15 protein-coding genes are annotated in these 17,360 nt (G+C 53.9%); 8 read left to right on the plus strand and 7 right to left on the minus strand.

The genetic code is table 11. From position 1 onward, the window contains the following. Positions 1-26: 26 nt before the first annotated feature. The 5 genes from tomB to J5224_RS05185 all read right to left on the minus strand — a co-directional run bounded on the left by tomB (position 27) and on the right by J5224_RS05185 (position 5,835). Positions 27-395 (minus strand): Hha toxicity modulator TomB, encoded by a 369-nt coding sequence (tomB, locus tag J5224_RS05165; protein WP_264624328.1) that lies wholly within the window; start codon positions 393-395, stop codon positions 27-29. Between the two features lie 501 nt (positions 396-896). Next, positions 897-1,037 carry a type B 50S ribosomal protein L36 gene (gene ykgO / locus J5224_RS05170; RefSeq protein WP_264624329.1) on the minus strand — a complete coding sequence of 47 codons (141 nt, stop codon included), beginning with the start codon at positions 1,035-1,037 and terminating at the stop codon, positions 897-899. Positions 1,038-1,067: 30 nt separating this feature from the next. Continuing rightward, positions 1,068-1,316, minus strand: a complete 249-nt coding sequence (locus J5224_RS05175; protein ID WP_264624330.1) for a type B 50S ribosomal protein L31 — start codon at positions 1,314-1,316, stop codon at positions 1,068-1,070. 159 nt (positions 1,317-1,475) lie between these two features. Continuing rightward, on the minus strand, positions 1,476-4,622 hold the full coding sequence (locus J5224_RS05180) for an efflux RND transporter permease subunit (RefSeq protein ID WP_264624331.1): 3,147 nt from the start codon (positions 4,620-4,622) through the stop codon (positions 1,476-1,478). 16 nt (positions 4,623-4,638) lie between these two features. Then, positions 4,639-5,835 (minus strand): efflux RND transporter periplasmic adaptor subunit, encoded by a 1,197-nt coding sequence (locus J5224_RS05185; protein WP_264624332.1) that lies wholly within the window; start codon positions 5,833-5,835, stop codon positions 4,639-4,641. Positions 5,836-5,977: 142 nt separating this feature from the next. Here J5224_RS05185 and acrR point away from each other — a divergent pair, with 142 nt between their 5' ends. Then, positions 5,978-6,643 carry a multidrug efflux transporter transcriptional repressor AcrR gene (gene acrR, locus J5224_RS05190; RefSeq protein ID WP_264624333.1) on the plus strand — a complete coding sequence of 222 codons (666 nt, stop codon included), beginning with the start codon at positions 5,978-5,980 and terminating at the stop codon, positions 6,641-6,643. A gap of 126 nt (positions 6,644-6,769) precedes the next feature. Beyond that, on the plus strand, positions 6,770-10,135 hold the full coding sequence (gene mscK / locus J5224_RS05195) for a mechanosensitive channel MscK (RefSeq protein ID WP_264624334.1): 3,366 nt from the start codon (positions 6,770-6,772) through the stop codon (positions 10,133-10,135). Positions 10,136-10,141: 6 nt separating this feature from the next. On the opposite strand, the gene rsmS is transcribed toward mscK, so the two are convergent. Both rsmS and priC read right to left on the minus strand, forming a co-directional pair. Further along, positions 10,142-10,312 carry a pleiotropic regulatory protein RsmS gene (gene rsmS / locus J5224_RS05200; RefSeq protein WP_264624335.1) on the minus strand — a complete coding sequence of 57 codons (171 nt, stop codon included), beginning with the start codon at positions 10,310-10,312 and terminating at the stop codon, positions 10,142-10,144. A gap of 22 nt (positions 10,313-10,334) precedes the next feature. Continuing rightward, positions 10,335-10,874, minus strand: a complete 540-nt coding sequence (gene priC, locus J5224_RS05205) for a primosomal replication protein (protein ID WP_264624336.1) — start codon at positions 10,872-10,874, stop codon at positions 10,335-10,337. Positions 10,875-11,037: 163 nt separating this feature from the next. Between priC and J5224_RS05210 the strand changes: the two genes are divergently transcribed. The 6 genes from J5224_RS05210 (at position 11,038) to htpG (ending at position 17,285) form a co-directional block, all read left to right on the plus strand. Then, on the plus strand, positions 11,038-11,406 hold the full coding sequence (locus J5224_RS05210) for a DUF454 family protein (protein WP_264624362.1): 369 nt from the start codon (positions 11,038-11,040) through the stop codon (positions 11,404-11,406). A gap of 155 nt (positions 11,407-11,561) precedes the next feature. Then, positions 11,562-12,113, plus strand: a complete 552-nt coding sequence (apt, locus tag J5224_RS05215; RefSeq protein ID WP_264624363.1) for an adenine phosphoribosyltransferase — start codon at positions 11,562-11,564, stop codon at positions 12,111-12,113. 112 nt (positions 12,114-12,225) lie between these two features. After that, complete coding sequence (gene dnaX, locus J5224_RS05220) at positions 12,226-14,211, plus strand: DNA polymerase III subunit gamma/tau (protein ID WP_264624337.1); 1,986 nt, start codon at positions 12,226-12,228, stop codon at positions 14,209-14,211. Positions 14,212-14,250: 39 nt separating this feature from the next. Further along, complete coding sequence (locus J5224_RS05225) at positions 14,251-14,580, plus strand: YbaB/EbfC family nucleoid-associated protein (protein ID WP_264624338.1); 330 nt, start codon at positions 14,251-14,253, stop codon at positions 14,578-14,580. Then, positions 14,580-15,185, plus strand: a complete 606-nt coding sequence (recR, locus tag J5224_RS05230; protein WP_264624339.1) for a recombination mediator RecR — start codon at positions 14,580-14,582, stop codon at positions 15,183-15,185. Before J5224_RS05225 ends, recR begins: the two co-directional genes overlap by 1 nt. A 210-nt stretch (positions 15,186-15,395) precedes the next feature. Continuing rightward, on the plus strand, positions 15,396-17,285 hold the full coding sequence (gene htpG / locus J5224_RS05235) for a molecular chaperone HtpG (protein ID WP_264624364.1): 1,890 nt from the start codon (positions 15,396-15,398) through the stop codon (positions 17,283-17,285). Positions 17,286-17,360: the final 75 nt, after the last annotated feature.

Here is a 17,360-nt window from a genome sequence, read left to right on the forward strand (position 1 = left end):
TTAATTAATATAAAAGCATCTATTGCTTAAGATTTAGCAGATGAACAGGCGTTCTCCTGTGAGAACATTCCTAATAACGTGGCTTTAGATCGTTGCCAGCGTTGCAGCTCAGCACCATTAATTCCATAGTTACTGAACAAAGCATAGGTGTCATCTAAATACTGCTCGACCCGTTTTGAAAGCTCGTCTTCATCGGGGTATTTTATTTTAAATGTCAGAATAAATGTAGCTATATGCTCAATCAATTCATTTAATTGGAGATTGATCGCAGATGTTGGGTCATTGACCCAGCCGTGACTGCTATCCCCCAATGTGGCGATGCTTTCGTCATAGAGATTTTCACACAAGAATCGGAGTTGGGCAATATCATAATGTTTCGGTGAGTACTCATCCATATCGTTCACTCCGTCATGCTGTTATTCCACATTACCCCAGCTTGCCTTTGAAAGCTGCAACGCTGATGGAACGTAATAGAAAACCCTGACAACAGTTGGTGACTCCTTGGGTTAAGTGATGAAATAAGCTCACATTTATCCTGATCGAGAGTACGGATTACACAACATGCCGTATCACCCTTACGCTAACTATAGCAAAAGAATCACAGATTATCGCAAAAAATAAGTAAGGTTTTTGACCCTATTTAATCAGATAGGCCCGTGGTATCGACGATATATATATAATAGGTGACACAGTGTTTCATAATATTACTTTATTAAATTCTCTTACAAATGAGAGCGAGAATTACCTTATAAAGGCTACCTGGGGGGGCTATATCATCATGCGCAGAAAGGAAATTAATTGTGTGAGTGATGGGGGATGGGCTTTTATTAAGGTGTTGATATGTAATAAAAAGCCCTGGAAAGGTCTAGGGCTTGAACGGTGTGCTGCTCTCATTATCAACGTTTTTTCTTTCTGCCTTGCACGGCCTTAAAACGTGGATTTGTCTTACAAATAACATAAACTCGCCCGTGTCGACGAACAACCTTACAATCTTTATGGCGTTTCTTTGCCGAACGTAATGAACTGAGAACCTGCATACTTTCTCCCGCTGGAAATTACATATTTCGCTATTTTATGAAATGGCCAAAACGCTTGTTAAAGCGTGCCGTACTTCCTTCTTTGGCATACTCTTTTTGTTTCCCGGTGTAATAGGGATGCGATGCTGACGATACATCAATCGTGACATAGGGATAGGTTACGCCGTCCCGTTCTATGGTGCGGTCTGTCTGGATGGTTGAGCCAACCATAAAATACGCATCAGCACTGGTATCGTGAAAGGCCACGGTACGGTAGTGCGGGTGGATATTCGCTTTCATTAAAAACCTCATTGTTATGTTATAACATAACTCATTGTGCGCTTGTTCGGGCACAAGATCAACCCTCTTGTGTCTAAGGGGCGCAGTGAGGGCAGGGCGAGGGTCAAAACAGGTAGGCAAAAAAAAGGCCGCTTGCGCGGCCTTTGGGGAATAACTCAGTTACGGTTTTTCAACGATATGGTTGTGTTCAATATCTTCATTTTTCTTGCTAAAGCGGCGGCGCACCACCACAAAGAAGACTGGAACAAAGAATATCGCCAGCACTGTTGCGGTAATCATCCCGCCCATTACGCCAGTACCTACGGCGTTCTGCGCGCCGGAACCGGCACCGGAACTGATGACCAACGGCACGACGCCGAGGATAAAGGCCAATGAGGTCATCAGGATGGGGCGCAGACGCATACGTACTGCATCAAGCGTAGCCTCCACCAAGCCTTTGCCTTCTTTCTCCATGAGGTCTTTGGCGAATTCAACGATAAGAATCGCGTTCTTAGCCGATAGACCAATGGTGGTCAGTAGCCCGACCTTGAAGTAGACGTCGTTCTCCAGCCCGCGCATGGTGGCAGCCAGCAGCGCACCAATGATCCCGAGCGGCACTACCAGCATGACAGAGAAGGGGATAGACCAACTCTCGTACAGCGCAGCCAGACACAGGAACACCACAATCAGTGAAATGGCATACAGGGCCGGTGCCTGGTTGCCCGACAGACGTTCCTGATAAGACATCCCGGTCCAGTCGTAGCCAATACCTTCCGGCAACTGTTTGGCGAACTCTTCCATCAAGGCCATCGCTTCACCGGTACTCTTACCCGGCGTTGCTTCACCCTGAATCTGCATCGACGGTTGTCCGTTATAGCGTTCCAGACGCGGTGAGCCGTGCGTCCAGTGGCTTTGTGAGAAGGAAGAGAACGGCACCATCTGGTTGTTGCTGCCCCGAACATACCAGCGCTCAATATCGCTTGGCAGCATGCGGAACGGCGCATCAGCTTGCACATACACTTTCTTCACACGGCCACGGTCAATAAAGTCATTGACGTAGCTGCCGCCCAGCGCGGTTGCCAGCGTGGCGTTGATATCCGACAGGGACACACCCAGCGCCTGCGCTTTTTCCTGATCGATATCGATACGGAACTGTGGGGTATCTTCCATGCCGTTTGGACGCACGCCGACCACGGTATCAGGACGCTGTGCAGCCATTCCCAGCAGTTGGTTACGTGCCGCGGTTAGCTTCTCGTGCCCCAGGTTAGCCTGATCCAGCAACTGGAAGTCAAAACCGGTTGCGGTACCCAGCTCAATGATGGCGGGAACGTTAAAGGCGATAACGATCGCTTCCTTGATTTGTGAGAATGCGCCGTTAGCACGGCCAGCAATGGCACCAACCTTGTTTGCAGCACCCGGGCGTTCACCCCAATCTTTCAGGCTGGCGAAGACCAGACCGGCGTTCTGCCCACGACCGGAGAAGCCGAAACCGTTAACAGTAAACACTGAGTTAACGTTGTCTTTCTCATTCTCCAGATAGTGCTTGGTCACCCGTTCCAGCACGCGCTCGGTGCTCTCCTGCGTTGCCCCGGCGGGCAGTTGTACCATGGTCAACAGTACGCCCTGGTCTTCTTCCGGTAGGAAGGAACTTGGCAGACGCGTGAAAAGCACTGCGAGACCCACCACAATCAGCAGGTAGACCACCAGATAACGGCCGGTACTGCGCAAAATATTGGCAACGCTATCGGTGTAATGGGTGGTGCTCTTTTCGAACAGCTTGTTGAACCAACCGAAGAAACCCGTTTTCTCGTGATGGTCGCCCTTCGCGATCGGTTTAAGCAGCGTGGCACAAAGGGCCGGCGTCAGAATCAATGCCACCAGTACCGACAGCACCATCGCAGATACAATAGTGATGGAGAACTGACGGTAAATGGCACCGGTAGAACCGCCCGTGAATGCCATTGGAATAAATACCGCAGACAACACCAGCGCAATACCGACCAGCGCGCCCTGAATCTGCGACATCGATTTCTTGGTGGCTTCCTTGGGCGGTAGCCCTTCTTCCATCATGACACGCTCGACGTTCTCCACCACCACGATGGCGTCATCCACCAACAGGCCGATAGCCAACACCATGGCGAACATGGTCAAGGTGTTAATCGAGTAACCGAACGCAGACAGGATGGCGAACGTACCTAACAGTACCACCGGCACCGCGATCGTCGGGATCAGCGTGGCGCGGAAGTTTTGCAAGAACAGGTACATTACCAGGAACACCAGCACGATGGCTTCCGCCAGCGTTTTAACCACTTCGTTAATCGAGATCTTAACGAACGGCGTGGTGTCGTAGGGATAAACCACTTTCAACCCAGCTGGGAAGAATTGCTGTAACTTACTCAACTCGGCTTTTATTGCTGAGGCGGTATCCAGCGCGTTAGCACCGGTTGCCAGTTTGATACCGAGACCGGCTGCCGGTTGGCCATTGTAGCGGGCAATAACACTGTAATCTTCACCGCCTAACTCGACGCGGGCGACATCACGCAGGCGCACCTGCGAACCGTCGGCGTTGACGCGCAGCAGAATGTTAGCGAACTCATCGGCAGATTTCAGTCGCGTTTGGGCAATGATAGACGCGTTAAGCTTCTGCCCCGGCAGCGGCGGTGTACCCCCCAATTGTCCAGAGGCAATCTGGTTGTTCTGCACTTTAATGGCAGCCACCACATCGCCCGTGGTCATCTGGAAGCTGTTGAGCTTGTTCGGGTCCATCCAAATGCGCATCGCATACTGGGCACCAAACAACTGCACGTCACCGACACCGTTGGTACGGCTAAGCGGGTCTTTGATATTTGCAGACACATAGTCAGCGATATCTTGCTGGGTCAGTGAACCTTCTTCAGAAATAAAGCCTGCCACCATCAGGAAGCTGCTGCTTGATTTCTGTACGCTCACACCCTGTTGCTGTACTTCCTGCGGCAACAGTGGCATCGCCAGTTGCAGTTTGTTCTGTACCTGAACTTGAGCAATGTCCGGATCCGCTTTCGAGTCAAACGTCAGCGTAATCTGAACCGTACCCGATGAATCACTGCTGGATGCCATGTAGAGCAGGTTATCGATACCATTCATGTTCTGTTCGATAACCTGCGTCACGGAGTCTTGCAGTGTAGAAGCATCCGCGCCCGGGTAGTTCGCCGTTATCTCAATGGACGGTGGCGCAATGGTCGGATATTGGGCGATAGGCAACTTGATAATTGCCAACGCCCCCGCCAGCATCACCATAATGGCGAGCACCCATGCAAAGATGGGACGATCAATAAAAAACTTAGCCATGAATTACAGGCTCCTGTTAAGACTTCGCGGGTTGAGACTGCGCAGGTTTTTCTTCACCATTACCAGGTGCCGTCTCTTTTGCTTTGACGGGCGCGCCCGGTCTGATTTTCTGCAACCCAGTCACGATAAGACGATCGCCTGCTTTCAGGCCGGAGGTCACCAGCCAGTTGCTGCCGATAGCCTGGGCTGTGGTGAGCGTACGTGCTTCAACCTTGTCGCCCTCACCAACCACCATGGCGGTGGCTTCGCCGCGCGGATTACGCGTCACGCCTTGTTGCGGCACCAGCAGTGCGTCATTGTTCACCCCTGAATCGAGGCGCGCGCGCACAAACATGCCCGGCAGTAAATCGTGTTGCGGGTTCGGGAAGATAGCGCGCAGGGTGATAGACCCCGTGGTTTCATCTACCGTGACATCAGAGAACTCCAGCGTACCGTTTTGTGCATACTCGGTGCCGTTATCCAGCAGCAAACGCACAGTCGCTTTGCCTCCGGCTTGCTTCAGCGTGCCTTGTTCCAGCTCACGCTTGAGTCGCAAATAGTCATTGCTGGATTGCGTCACATCAACATAGATAGGATCGAGTTGTTGCACGCTGGTCAACGCTGTCGCCTGACCGGAAGCCACCAATGCCCCTTCGGTGACTGTCGATTTACTGACGCGGCCTGAAATCGGGGAGAGCACCTTGGTGTAGTTCAGGTTGATCAGCGCTGAATCCACAGAAGCTTGCGCCGCTTGTACGCTGGCTTCTGCCTGACGCTGTGTGGCCAATGCCTGATCGTAATCCTGCTTGCTGACATAATTGGTGCCAACCAGCGGTTTGTAACGGTTCACGGTCAAACGGGCGATTTCTGCCTGAGCCTGTGCTTGTGCCAACGACCCTTTCGCGCTGTTGTAAGCCGCCTGATAGGTTGCCGGATCAATCTGGTACAGAGAGGTGCCCGCTTTTACATCGCTCCCTTCGACGAAGTGGCGTTTCTGAATAATACCGCTCACCTGAGGCCGAACCTCGGCAATGCGGAATGCGTTAGTGCGCCCTGGAAGTTCGGTAATCACGTTTAGCGGTTGTGTTTTGAGGGTCACAATGCCGACTTCAGGCGCTTGCTGTCCGCCGCCTTGCTGCTGACCTTCATTTTTATTATCACACCCGGTGAGCGCTAAGCCGCCAGAAAGCATCAGGACTGCCGCCAGAGGCATAAGCCTTCTGTTTTTGTTCATAAATAAACCTCAAGTGTCCGATTTGAATTTGACCAATGGATCACAAGCCCTAAAACCCATTGCTGCGATAATCCTGCAAGCGTGTTATGTTACATACATTCGCGAATGTATGTAAATCACGCTTACCTTAAAAAACAGCGCCATGGCACGAAAAACCAAACAGCAGGCCCAGGAAACACGACAACACATTATTGATACGGCCTTACGCCTCTTCTCCGAGTTCGGCGTCTCCGCCACGTCGCTGGCGGGTATCGCAACCGCCGCAGGCGTCACGCGCGGCGCGATCTATTGGCACTTCAAAAACAAGGCTGAGTTGTTTGACGAAATATGGACGCTTTCAGATGCAAAAATCTCCGATTTCGAATCTGAGTATCAGGCAAAATTCCCTGATAATCCACTGCATGTGATGCGTGAGCTACTGATCTATATGCTACGTTTGACGACGACCGACACACAGTGGCGTTCGATTATGGAAATCATCTTCCATAAGTGTGAGTTTGTCGGTGAAATGTTACCGTCGTATAACGCCCGCAAGGCGCTCTATTTCTCCTGCTATGAACAGATTGAAGCCAGCCTCAATCACAGTGTTCAACTGGGTTTCCTGCCGTCCGATCTGCATTTGCGTCGTGCCGCCGTGACGTTGCGCGCCTATTTCTCCGGTATCCTGGAGAACTGGCTGTTTCTGCCTGAAAGCTTTGATATCCATCAGGAGGCGTCCACCCTGGTGGACAGCTTTATTGATATGCTGCGTTTCAGCCCGGCGCTGCGGCTGCCGCTTGCCACGCCGGCACAAGAAAACGCGGACTAAGATTCAATCTGTTATAACACACTGTCTGTTATAATGAATCGTTACTTTTTTGTCAGGTTTGCGCCGTGCGTTAGCGTGCAGAACCGTGATATTCTTCGTCATTCTTTTTATGCCTGACGACGTATCATGTACTGCAAGTCCCTTTCTCGCGGCCTTGATTTCCCGCGTATTCTATCGATTGTTTCCCGCTGCGTTGCCCTTTTAGTGCTATTTTTCATTGGATTTTCATCTGTTGTACAGGCTGCGACCAGCAATGACATTCCCACGCGCAGTGAGATTCAGGGGCGACTGGACACACTGGGCAAACAGAAAAGCCTGACGGAAGTCGATAAGCTGACGCAGCAGGATCTCACGCACACGCTTGAGTATCTGGATGCCATTGATCGGGTACGTCAGGAGACCGCGCAATTAAAGCAGCAGGCGACGCAAGCGCCTGCCAAACTGCGTCAGGCGGCAGACGATCTGGCGGCGTTAAGCAATAACGCTGTGGCCACGGCGTCGCTGGAGGCACTCTCACTGCGCCAATTGGAAACCCGCCTTAATGAATCGCTGGATAACTTGCAGTCGGCGCAGGAAAACCTCTCTACCTACAACAGTCAGTTGATCTCTTTGCAAACCCAGCCGGAGCGCGTACAAAGTGCATTAACCGCGCTGTCACAGCGCAGCCAGAAGATTCGTAATCAGCTTAACGGTGTGGAAGCCAGCCAGAATGCGCTGCGTTCCAGCCAGCAAGCGCTGCTGCAAACCGAGCAGGCCTTGGTGGGTTTGCAAATGGAGCAACAGCGTAAAAGCCTGGAAGTGAACACCACGCTGCAAGATTTGCTACAGAAGCAGCGTGACTATGCCTCTGCCCAGATTAATCAGTTAGAGAAAACGGTGCAGGCGTTACAAGGGGTGCTCAACGGCAAACGGCTAACGCTGTCGGAGAAAACCGCCAAAGAGGCGCAAACCTCGGAAGACACGCAGCGCATTCAGGATAATCCGTTGGTGAAAGCGGAGATGGAAACCAACCATCAGCTCAGCCAGCGCCTGGTTACGGCGACGCAGTCGAGCAATACCCTGGTGCAGGAAAGCATTCAGGTGAAGAACTGGCTCGATCGCACCCTGCAATCCGAACGTAACCTTAAAGAGCAAGTTACTGTGCTCAAAGGCAGTTTGTTGCTGTCACGCATCCTCTATCAGCAGCAGCTTAACCTGCCCTCCGCCTCTTCCATGAATGATATGAGCACGCAGATTGCCGATCTGCGTCTGGAGCAGTTTGAGATCAATCAGCAGCGTGATGTGCTGTTTCGTGGCGACGAATATATCAGCAAACTGATGGCGACCAACAAGGGCGTTGTGCTGGATGACGAAGTACACGATGCGCTGAACCAGATTCTGGATACGCGACGTGAACTGCTCGACCAGCTTAATAAGCAACTGGGCAACCAACTGATGTTGGCCATTAACCTGCAAATCAACCGCCAGCAGTTAGTCAGCGTCACAGCGTCATTGCAGCATACGCTGACACAGCAGATTTTCTGGGTCAGCAGTAATAAACCAATGGACTGGACCTGGTTGAAAGAGTTGCCCGGGGGATTGAAACAGCAAGTGCGTCACTCCAGCCTGACTTTCCAGTGGGATGACTGGCGTCAGGGCGCCTTACGGGCGCTCATTTTTATCATACCGATGCTGCTGCTGAGCGGGCTTATCTATTGGCGGCGACGTCTTATCGCTGGTTATGTCGAGCGCTTGTCGAATGATGTCGGGCAGCTAAAACGGGACTCGCAGCGTCACACGCCACAGGCATTGCTGTTGGAAACCGTGATGGTGCTGCCGGGGATTATGCTGATCTTGGCGTTTGGTCTGTGCTTTCACTACGCCGAAAATGCCGTCGGGGATGCGGTGTGGGGCATGAGCCAGCAGTTTGCGCTGCTGTGGCTGGTATTCGGTTTACTCTATCGGGCGATGAAACCCGGCGGTATCGGTGAACGGCACTTCAATTTTAGCGTTTCACTTGCAGCGCATTACCGCCGTCAAGCGCTGCGGCTGGGGGGCGCGCTGCTGCCGTTGATCTTCTGGTCGGTTATCGGTGAGAAAGCGCCGCTCTATCTGGTGGATGACGTTATTGGGCAGATAGTGATTTTCTGCAACCTGATCCTGTTGGGCATTTTGGTGTTTCCGCTCTGTCGTGACAGTTGGCGGGAAAAAGAGACGCACACTATCCGGCTGATTGTGATTACCGTGATGGCGATCCTGCCGTTGGTGCTGTTGGGATTGATGGTGTGCGGCTACTTCTACACCACGCTGCGACTGCTGGGGCGCTGGGTGGAAAGCCTGTATTTGTTACTGGTGTGGAACCTGGTCTATCTCACCACTATTCGCGGTTTGAGCGTGGCGGCGCGTCGATTGGCATACCGTCGTGCGGTAGCGCGGCGTCAGAGCCTGAATAAAGAAGGGGCTGAAGGCAGCGAACCGGCACCGGAACCGCCGTTGGCGCTGGATCAGATTGGTCAGCAATCGTTGCGTTTGACGACCATGGTGCTGCTGCTGATTTTCTCCGGCGTGCTCTATTGGATTTGGTCCGATTTGGTCACGGTGATGTCCTATCTGGACAGCATTACGCTGTGGCATTACAACGCCACCGTCGCGGGCAATGCCGTGTTGCAGGCGGTGACGCTGGGCAATCTGATGCTTTCTATTGTTGTCGCGGTGGTGGCTTATGTGCTAATGCGCAACCTGCCGGGCTTGCTGGAAGTGCTGGTGCTGTCGCGTTTGCAATTGCGTCAGGGGACCTCTTACGCCATCACCACCATGTTGAGCTACCTGATCATGGCAGTAGGCACCACCACCTCGCTCAGCTCTATCGGGGTGTCATGGGACAAGTTACAGTGGCTGGTCACCGCGTTGTTGGTGGGGTTGGGGTTCGGCTTGCAGGAAATTTTCGCTAACTTTATTTCTGGCCTGATCATCCTGTTCGAACGTCCGGTGCGCATTGGCGATACCATCACCATTGGCACTTACTCCGGTTCGGTGAGCAAAATTCGTATTCGTGCCACCACCATTACGGATTTCGATCGCAAAGAAGTGATTATTCCCAATAAGGCCTTTGTGACCGAGCGGCTGATCAACTGGTCTCTGTCGGACACCATCACGCGCGTGCTGATTAAAATTGGCGTGGCCTATGGCTCCGATCTGGACAAGGTGAAAGCGGTGCTGTTGCAGGCGGCGCATGAGAACAGTCGCGTGATGACCGATCCTGAGCCGCAGGTGTTCTTCCTGGCGTTTGGTGCCAGCTCGCTGGATCACGAACTGCGGCTTTACGTGCGTGAACTGCGCGATCGCAGCTATACGGTGGATGAGTTAAACCGCAGTATCGACAGGCTGTGTCGGGAAAATAATATTGATATCGCGTTTAATCAGCTTGAAGTCTACCTGCATAACAAACAGGGCAGTGAAGTGCAGGAGATCAACCGCGCGTTGGGCGGTAACGCGGCAGGTGAACCCGCCTAAGCGGGTTCATTGTTTGTTGGGCGCATGCTGGGTTGCAGCATGCGCTTTGGATTCATAATCACGTCGCACAATGGCTAATGCAGCCAGCACCACATCGGGCGCGATAGCGCTCTCTTCCAGCAGCATAATCAGGTCTACTGCCAGTTTGACCTCTGGCGAGGCATTTTCCAGCGACATGCATTAGGTCCTTTTGTTGCGGTTACTGCCCTTGTTCACGCCTTTCCACTTGACGTTCTAAGCGCGCCAGTGCCTGACGACAGCGCGCCAAGCGGCCTTCGAGCGCGGCTATCTCTCGTTGTAACTGTTGCTGTGCGCTCAACGTTGCCGCTCTGTCGAGTTGACTTTCCCGGTCCTGAATCATCAGGTTCAAGCGTCGTTCATAGTCCTGGTGCTCAGCCAGCTTTTGATACAAATCGCTGGCGATGGCGACGGGCGTCTTCTCCTCCTGACGGCGTAGTGCTTGTGTGGAGAGTTCTCGCTGTAATGCGCCGATCTGCGCGACCAGCTTTTCCGTCATGAACGCGACGCGTTCGGTACGGTTTTCTGTGACCAGATGGCGCAAGGACTGAAAGTTTTGCTCCACTTCACTCAGGTAATCACGTAAACGCGTGCCATGTGATTGAAACAGCTGCCTGTCAAAACGGGAATAGGCCAACGGCCTGTCTGCCAGCGGAGCGACCGCCTGCGCCAACAGGGCAAGTTGGTGTTCCAACGCCTGAAGAAAATGGTGGCGGTTCACGAATTGACCCACATAATGAAATGATAAAGCCAAGCTTGCACGGGATTGTCAGCAGGTACAAGCCTTTTGCGCGTGGCGAAGAAAGATGAGCGCATCTTAACTAACGTCAGTGAAGGGCGGGATGCTAGAGTGCCAGGGCGTAATGTAAAGAGGATGATCGGTGATGTATCGTATCGGGTTGGTGGTATTGGGATGGTTAGCGGTTGTGCTGGCGACGTTAGGCGTTGTGTTGCCGTTGTTGCCAACCACCCCTTTCTTGCTGCTGGCCGCCTGGTGCTTTGCCCGTTCCTCACCGCGTTTTCATGCCTGGTTACTCTACCGTTCCTGGTTTGGCCCCTATTTGCGGCACTGGCAGGATCACCGGGCGTTGCCGCCCGGCGCGAAAGGCAAAGCGGTGGCGATGATCGTGCTGACCTTCGCCGTTTCGCTGTGGCTGGTGGATATGGTGTGGGTCAGAGTGCTGCTGTTAACGATAATGGCGGTCTTGCTCACCTTTATGTTGCGCCTGCCGGTTGTTGATCCGCGACAATAAAACCCACCGCAGGCTGTTGCATTTGATCGTCAGTTTGACTAGATTTGAGCGTTTTCGTGTGCCGTTTGCCTCCGGCTCTCTCAGTATTGATGAGAGGAAAGGAGCAGCAGCGGTCATGGGTAAGATTTTTAAAGCGTACTATCAGGCAAAAGATGATGAGCGTAACCGCACAGCAGTCAGAATTAATCAAAAACAGCATTAAAAGCATTCCCGATTATCCCAAACCGGGGATCTTGTTCCGTGATGTCACGAGTCTGCTGGAAGCGCCCGTTGCGTATGCGACCAGTATCGAGATGCTGGCAAATCGGTTTCGTGACACCGGCGTAACAAAAGTGGTGGGTACGGAAGCGCGTGGTTTTCTGTTCGGTGCTCCAGTGGCACTGGCATTGGGTGTGGGTTTTGTGCCGGTGCGTAAACCTGGCAAGCTGCCGCGCCCGACGATTTCAGAAAGCTATGAATTGGAGTACGGCACTGACAGCCTGGAAATCCACACCGATGCCATCAGCGCTGGCGACAAAGTGTTAGTCATCGACGATCTGCTGGCCACCGGTGGCACCCTTGAAGCCACGGTTAAGCTGATTCGCCGTCTGGGCGGAGAGGTCACCGATGCGGCATTTATCATTAATCTGTTCGATCTGGGCGGCGAGCAGCGTTTGAACAACCTCGGTATCAACTGCTACAGTCTGGTGAATTTCCCAGGCCATTGATCCTGCCTTTTTTCCGCCGTTAATCTGTTGGCCATCCTAATAAACAGTCTCGCCGTGTCCGGCGAGGCTGTGTTAGCATGGCCTCCTCAATCACACAACCGTTGCGGTATTGATGAGCTATCAGGTACTGGCCCGTAAGTGGCGTCCTCAATCTTTCGCTGATGTTGTCGGTCAAGAACACGTGTTGACTGCATTAGCCAATGGTCTCTCTATGGGGCGGGTTCACCACGCCTATCTGTTTTCCGGCACGCGTGGCGTGGGGAAGACCAGTATTGCGCGTCTGTTGGCGAAAGGGTTGAACTGTGAGAGCGGTATTACCGCCACGCCCTGTGGACAGTGCGCGAATTGCCGGGAAATTGAGCAAGGGCGTTTTGTTGACCTGATAGAGATTGATGCGGCTTCACGCACCAAGGTAGAAGACACCCGCGAACTGCTGGATAACGTGCAGTATGCCCCTGCGCGCGGTCGGTTCAAAGTCTACCTGATCGATGAAGTGCACATGCTCTCCCGCCATAGCTTCAATGCGCTATTGAAAACGCTGGAAGAGCCCCCCGAACACGTTAAATTCCTGCTGGCGACCACCGATCCACAGAAGTTGCCGGTCACCATTCTTTCTCGTTGCCTGCAATTCCATCTCAAAGCGCTGGACGTGGAGCAAATCCGTCACCACCTCGAGCAGGTGCTGCAAGCCGAAGCGATTGCAACCGAACCGCGCGCCCTGCAACTGCTGGCGCGTGCGGCAGAGGGCAGCCTGCGTGATGCGCTGAGCCTGACCGATCAGGCGATTGCCATGGGGCAGGGCGCGGTGTTGACCGACGCGGTCGCGCGTATGCTGGGTACGTTGGATGATGAACAACCGCTGGCGCTGATTGAAGCTATCGTTAATGCTAACGGTGAGCAGACCATGACGTTGCTTCAGCAAGCGGCGTCGCGCGGCGTTGAGTGGGAAGCGCTGTTGGTTGAGATGCTGACGCTATTGCATCGTATTGCGATGGTACAGTTGCTGCCCACGGCGCTCGGACCGGAAGATTCCCCCATTGCGTCGCGCTTGCGCGATCTGGCGCGTACCGTTCCGCCTGCCGATGTGCAGCTCTACTATCAGACGCTGCTGGTGGGACGAAAAGAATTATCCTATGCGCCAGACCGGCGTATGGGCGTTGAAATGACGCTGCTCAGAGCCTTGGCATTTCACCCGCAGGCGGTGATTGCGCCTATGGCAAGCGTGCCCGTGGCGGCGAGTGCACCTGCCGCGCCGCAGGCGCACATTGCGCCAGCGCGCCAGGCAACGGCGCCCGTTGCGCCGCCATCGCCTGCGGTTGCGCCATCATCGCTGGTCTCGGCGCCAGAGGAACCTGTTGCGCCCGCCGCGCCGCTGCCGGACGCGACGTCGCAATTGTTGCAAGCGCGCAGCCAGTTATTGCAGCGACAGGGTACGCCGCCGCCAAAAAAGCCTGAACCGGCAGCGCAGGACGGCGCTCGGCCGGGCACGGCGGTATCGGCACTGGAACGCCTGGCTTCGGTGACGGAACGCAGTCAGCAGCGTCAGACGGCTGATAAGAACGGCGAGGCGCAGAAAAAGCCTGAGGCGTACCGCTGGCGCGCGCAGCAACAGCAGACCGTTGTGACAGAAAACACCGCCACGCCGAAAGCGTTACGCACGGTGCTGGAATATGAAAAAACGCCGGAATTAGCGGCTAAATTGACGGAAGAAGCGCAAGCGCGCGATGCCTGGGCGGCAGAGGTTCAGCGTTTACCGCTACCGAAACTGGTTCAGCAACTGGCGCTTAACGCGTTCAAAGTCGATACGGATAACGAAACCGTGACGCTGCATTTACGCTCATCGCAGCGTCACCTGAATTCGCCGTCGGCCCAAAAAACGCTGATGGATGCATTGGCAGCACATTATGGAAAGCCTATCACCCTGGTGGTGGTAGAGGATGACGACCCCAGCACGTTAACACCGCTGGAGTGGCGTCAGACGATTTATGAAGAGAAACTGGCGCAGGCGCGCGAGTCTCTGATGACCGACAAAACGATTCAAACGCTGCGGCGTTTCTTTGATGCGGAACTGGACGAAGAGAGTATCCGCCCCGTTTAACCGCTGCAATTCTTGCAGCCATGCAATAGAGAGAAGCATATGTTCGGTAAAGGTGGTTTGGGCAATCTGATGAAGCAGGCCCAGCAGATGCAAGACAAAATGCAGAAAATGCAGGAAGAGATTGCGCAGTTGGAAGTGACCGGTGAATCAGGCGCAGGCCTGGTCAAAGTGACCATCAACGGTGCACACAACTGCCGCCGTGTCGAAATCGATCCCAGCCTGCTGGAAGATGACAAAGAGATGCTGGAAGATCTGATCGCTGCCGCATTCAACGATGCAGCGCGCCGCATCGACGAAACCCAGAAAGAGAAAATGGCGTCAGTTTCCAGCGGCATGCAGTTGCCGCCGGGCTTCAAGATGCCGTTCTGATGCAAACCAGTCCGCTCCTTGAGTCATTGATGGAGGCGCTGCGCTGCTTGCCGGGCGTGGGGCCAAAATCAGCACAGCGCATGGCGTTTCAACTGCTGCAACGCGATCGTAGCGGCGGTATGCGTCTGGCGCAGGCTCTGACGCGCGCCATGTCTGAAATCGGTCACTGTGTGGATTGCCGCACCTTTACCGAGCAGGAACGCTGTGCGATCTGTGCCAATCCGCGTCGTCAGCAAACAGGGCAGATCTGCGTGGTGGAAAGCCCCGCAGATATCCACGCGATTGAGCAGACCGGACAGTTTGCCGGACGTTACTTTGTGTTGATGGGGCACCTGTCGCCGTTGGACGGCATCGGGCCGGATGATATCGGGCTCGATCTGCTGGAACAGCGCCTCGAGCAGGAAACCCTGACAGAAGTGATTCTTGCCACCAATCCGACGGTGGAAGGCGATGCGACGGCCAACTACATTGCTGAGCTGTGTGCCCAGCACGGCGTGGTGGCGAGCCGTATCGCGCATGGCGTGCCGGTCGGCGGTGAGTTGGAAATGGTCGATGGCACCACGCTCTCCCATTCGCTGGCAGGGCGTCATCCTATCCGTTTGTAGCGGCGGCTGTGCAGCCTTTTCTCCAGTGCGGTGTCGTCTTCATCTGACGCTGCGCTGGGGATAAATTGTTTTTTGCTCTTGAAAATCCCTCGTCTTATCCCCACCTTTTGCCTACTGGCCGGAAATATCGGCACCATTCCCATACCCGCTACAGGGATTGAACATTATCAGCCTGACTAACTATTAGGATTGAGGTAAGTGACAATGAACATGAAGGGCCAAGAAACGCGCGGTTTTCAATCTGAAGTGAAGCAATTGCTGCACTTGATGATCCATTCACTGTATTCCAATAAAGAAATTTTCCTGCGTGAATTGATCTCCAACGCCTCCGATGCGGCCGACAAGTTACGTTTTCGCGCCTTATCTTCGCCAGCGCTCTATGAAGGGGATGGGGAACTGCGCGTGCGCGTTTCCACCAATAAAGAGCAACGTACCCTGACCATCGCGGACAACGGCATCGGGATGGGCCGCGATGAAGTTATCGATAATCTGGGCACCATTGCTAAATCGGGTACCAAAGCGTTTTTGGAGTCTATCGGCTCCGATCAGGCCAAAGACAGCCAGCTTATCGGCCAGTTTGGTGTAGGCTTCTACTCGGCGTTTATCGTTGCGGATAAAGTGACGGTGCGTACCCGTGCAGCGGGCGCGGCGGCAGAAGAGGGCGTATTCTGGGAATCGGCGGGTGAAGGTGAGTACACCGTAGCGGATGTGGTCAAGGCCGATCGCGGCACCGAGATCACCCTGCACCTGCGCGAAGGGGAAGATGAATTCCTCGATGAGTGGCGCGTGCGTTCCATTATCGGCAAATACTCCGATCACATCGCGCTGCCGGTGGAAATTGAAACCCATACGCCGAGTGAAGAAGAGGGCGGTGAGCCGACAGTCACTTGGGAGAAGGTCAACAAGGCGCAGGCGTTGTGGACGCGTAGTAAAGCGGATGTAACCGAAGAGGAATACAAAGAATTCTACAAGCATATTGCCCATGATTTCAGCGACCCACTGAGCTGGAGCCACAACCGCGTGGAAGGGAAACAGGAGTACACCAGCCTGCTCTATATCCCTTCTCAGGCACCATGGGACATGTGGAACCGCGATCATAAACATGGCCTGAAACTCTATGTTCAGCGCGTGTTCATCATGGATGATGCCGAGCAGTTCATGCCGAACTACCTGCGTTTTGTGCGTGGTTTGATCGATTCCAACGATCTGCCGCTCAACGTCTCGCGTGAAATCCTGCAAGACAGCCGCGTTACCCAGAATCTGCGTAATGCGCTGACCAAACGCGTGTTGCAGATGCTGGAAAAACTGGCAAAAGACGACGCCGAAAAATACCAAACCTTCTGGCTACAGTTTGGTCTGGTGCTGAAAGAAGGGCCTGCGGAAGACGGTGGCAATCGTGAAGCCATTGCCAAACTGCTGCGCTTCGCTTCCACCCACGGCGACAGCTCCGCCCCGACGGTATCGTTGGAAGAGTATGTCAGCCGTATGGTTGAAGGGCAGGAGAAGATTTACTACATCACTGCCGACAGTTATGCCGCGGCGAAGAGCAGCCCGCATCTGGAGTTGTTCCGCAAGAAAGGCATCGAAGTGCTGCTGCTTTCTGACCGCGTCGATGAGTGGATGATGAGCTACCTGACCGAGTTTGACGGTAAGTCCTTCCAATCCGTCAGCAAAGCGGATGAAGCGCTGGATAAGCTGGCGGATGATGCCAGCGATGACGAAGCGCGCAAAGAAGCGGAAAAATCCCTGGAACCGTTTGTTGAGCGCGTGAAGACGCTGCTGGGTGAACGCGTCAAAGAGGTGCGCCTGACGCATCGCCTGACCGATACCCCCGCCATCGTCACTACCGATGCCAATGACATGAGCACGCAGATGGCGAAGCTGTTTGCCGCCGCCGGGCAGAATGCGCCGGAAGTGAAATATATTTTTGAACTCAACCCGGAGCATGCGTTGGTGAAACGCGCCGCAAACACCGGCGATGACGTGCAGTTTGGTGAGTGGGTTGAACTGCTGCTGGAACAGGCGCTGCTGGCTGAACGCGGCACGCTGGAAGATCCTAACCAGTTTATCCGCCGTATGAACCAACTGCTGAGTGCATAACCGCTCACACTTTCCCGAAAACCCGGTTTTTAACCGGGTTTTTTTTCGTTTTGCGACACGCTGAAGCGAGCCCGT

This window comes from Candidatus Symbiopectobacterium sp. NZEC135 (assembly GCF_025962695.1).

Excerpts from the sequence above, each read along its gene's own strand:
- tomB (WP_264624328.1), bottom strand. The coding sequence starts at position 395 with ATGGATGAGTACTCACCGAAACATTATGATATTGCCCAACTCCGATTC.
- ykgO (WP_264624329.1), bottom strand. The coding sequence starts at position 1,037 with ATGCAGGTTCTCAGTTCATTACGTTCGGCAAAGAAACGCCATAAAGAT.
- J5224_RS05175 (WP_264624330.1), bottom strand. The coding sequence starts at position 1,316 with ATGAAAGCGAATATCCACCCGCACTACCGTACCGTGGCCTTTCACGAT.
- J5224_RS05180 (WP_264624331.1), bottom strand. The coding sequence starts at position 4,622 with ATGGCTAAGTTTTTTATTGATCGTCCCATCTTTGCATGGGTGCTCGCC.
- J5224_RS05185 (WP_264624332.1), bottom strand. The coding sequence starts at position 5,835 with ATGAACAAAAACAGAAGGCTTATGCCTCTGGCGGCAGTCCTGATGCTT.
- acrR (WP_264624333.1), top strand. The coding sequence starts at position 5,978 with ATGGCACGAAAAACCAAACAGCAGGCCCAGGAAACACGACAACACATT.
- mscK (WP_264624334.1), top strand. The coding sequence starts at position 6,770 with ATGTACTGCAAGTCCCTTTCTCGCGGCCTTGATTTCCCGCGTATTCTA.
- rsmS (WP_264624335.1), bottom strand. The coding sequence starts at position 10,312 with ATGTCGCTGGAAAATGCCTCGCCAGAGGTCAAACTGGCAGTAGACCTG.
- J5224_RS05210 (WP_264624362.1), top strand. The coding sequence starts at position 11,038 with ATGTATCGTATCGGGTTGGTGGTATTGGGATGGTTAGCGGTTGTGCTG.
- apt (WP_264624363.1), top strand. The coding sequence starts at position 11,562 with ATGAGCGTAACCGCACAGCAGTCAGAATTAATCAAAAACAGCATTAAA.
- dnaX (WP_264624337.1), top strand. The coding sequence starts at position 12,226 with ATGAGCTATCAGGTACTGGCCCGTAAGTGGCGTCCTCAATCTTTCGCT.
- J5224_RS05225 (WP_264624338.1), top strand. The coding sequence starts at position 14,251 with ATGTTCGGTAAAGGTGGTTTGGGCAATCTGATGAAGCAGGCCCAGCAG.
- recR (WP_264624339.1), top strand. The coding sequence starts at position 14,580 with ATGCAAACCAGTCCGCTCCTTGAGTCATTGATGGAGGCGCTGCGCTGC.
- htpG (WP_264624364.1), top strand. The coding sequence starts at position 15,396 with ATGAAGGGCCAAGAAACGCGCGGTTTTCAATCTGAAGTGAAGCAATTG.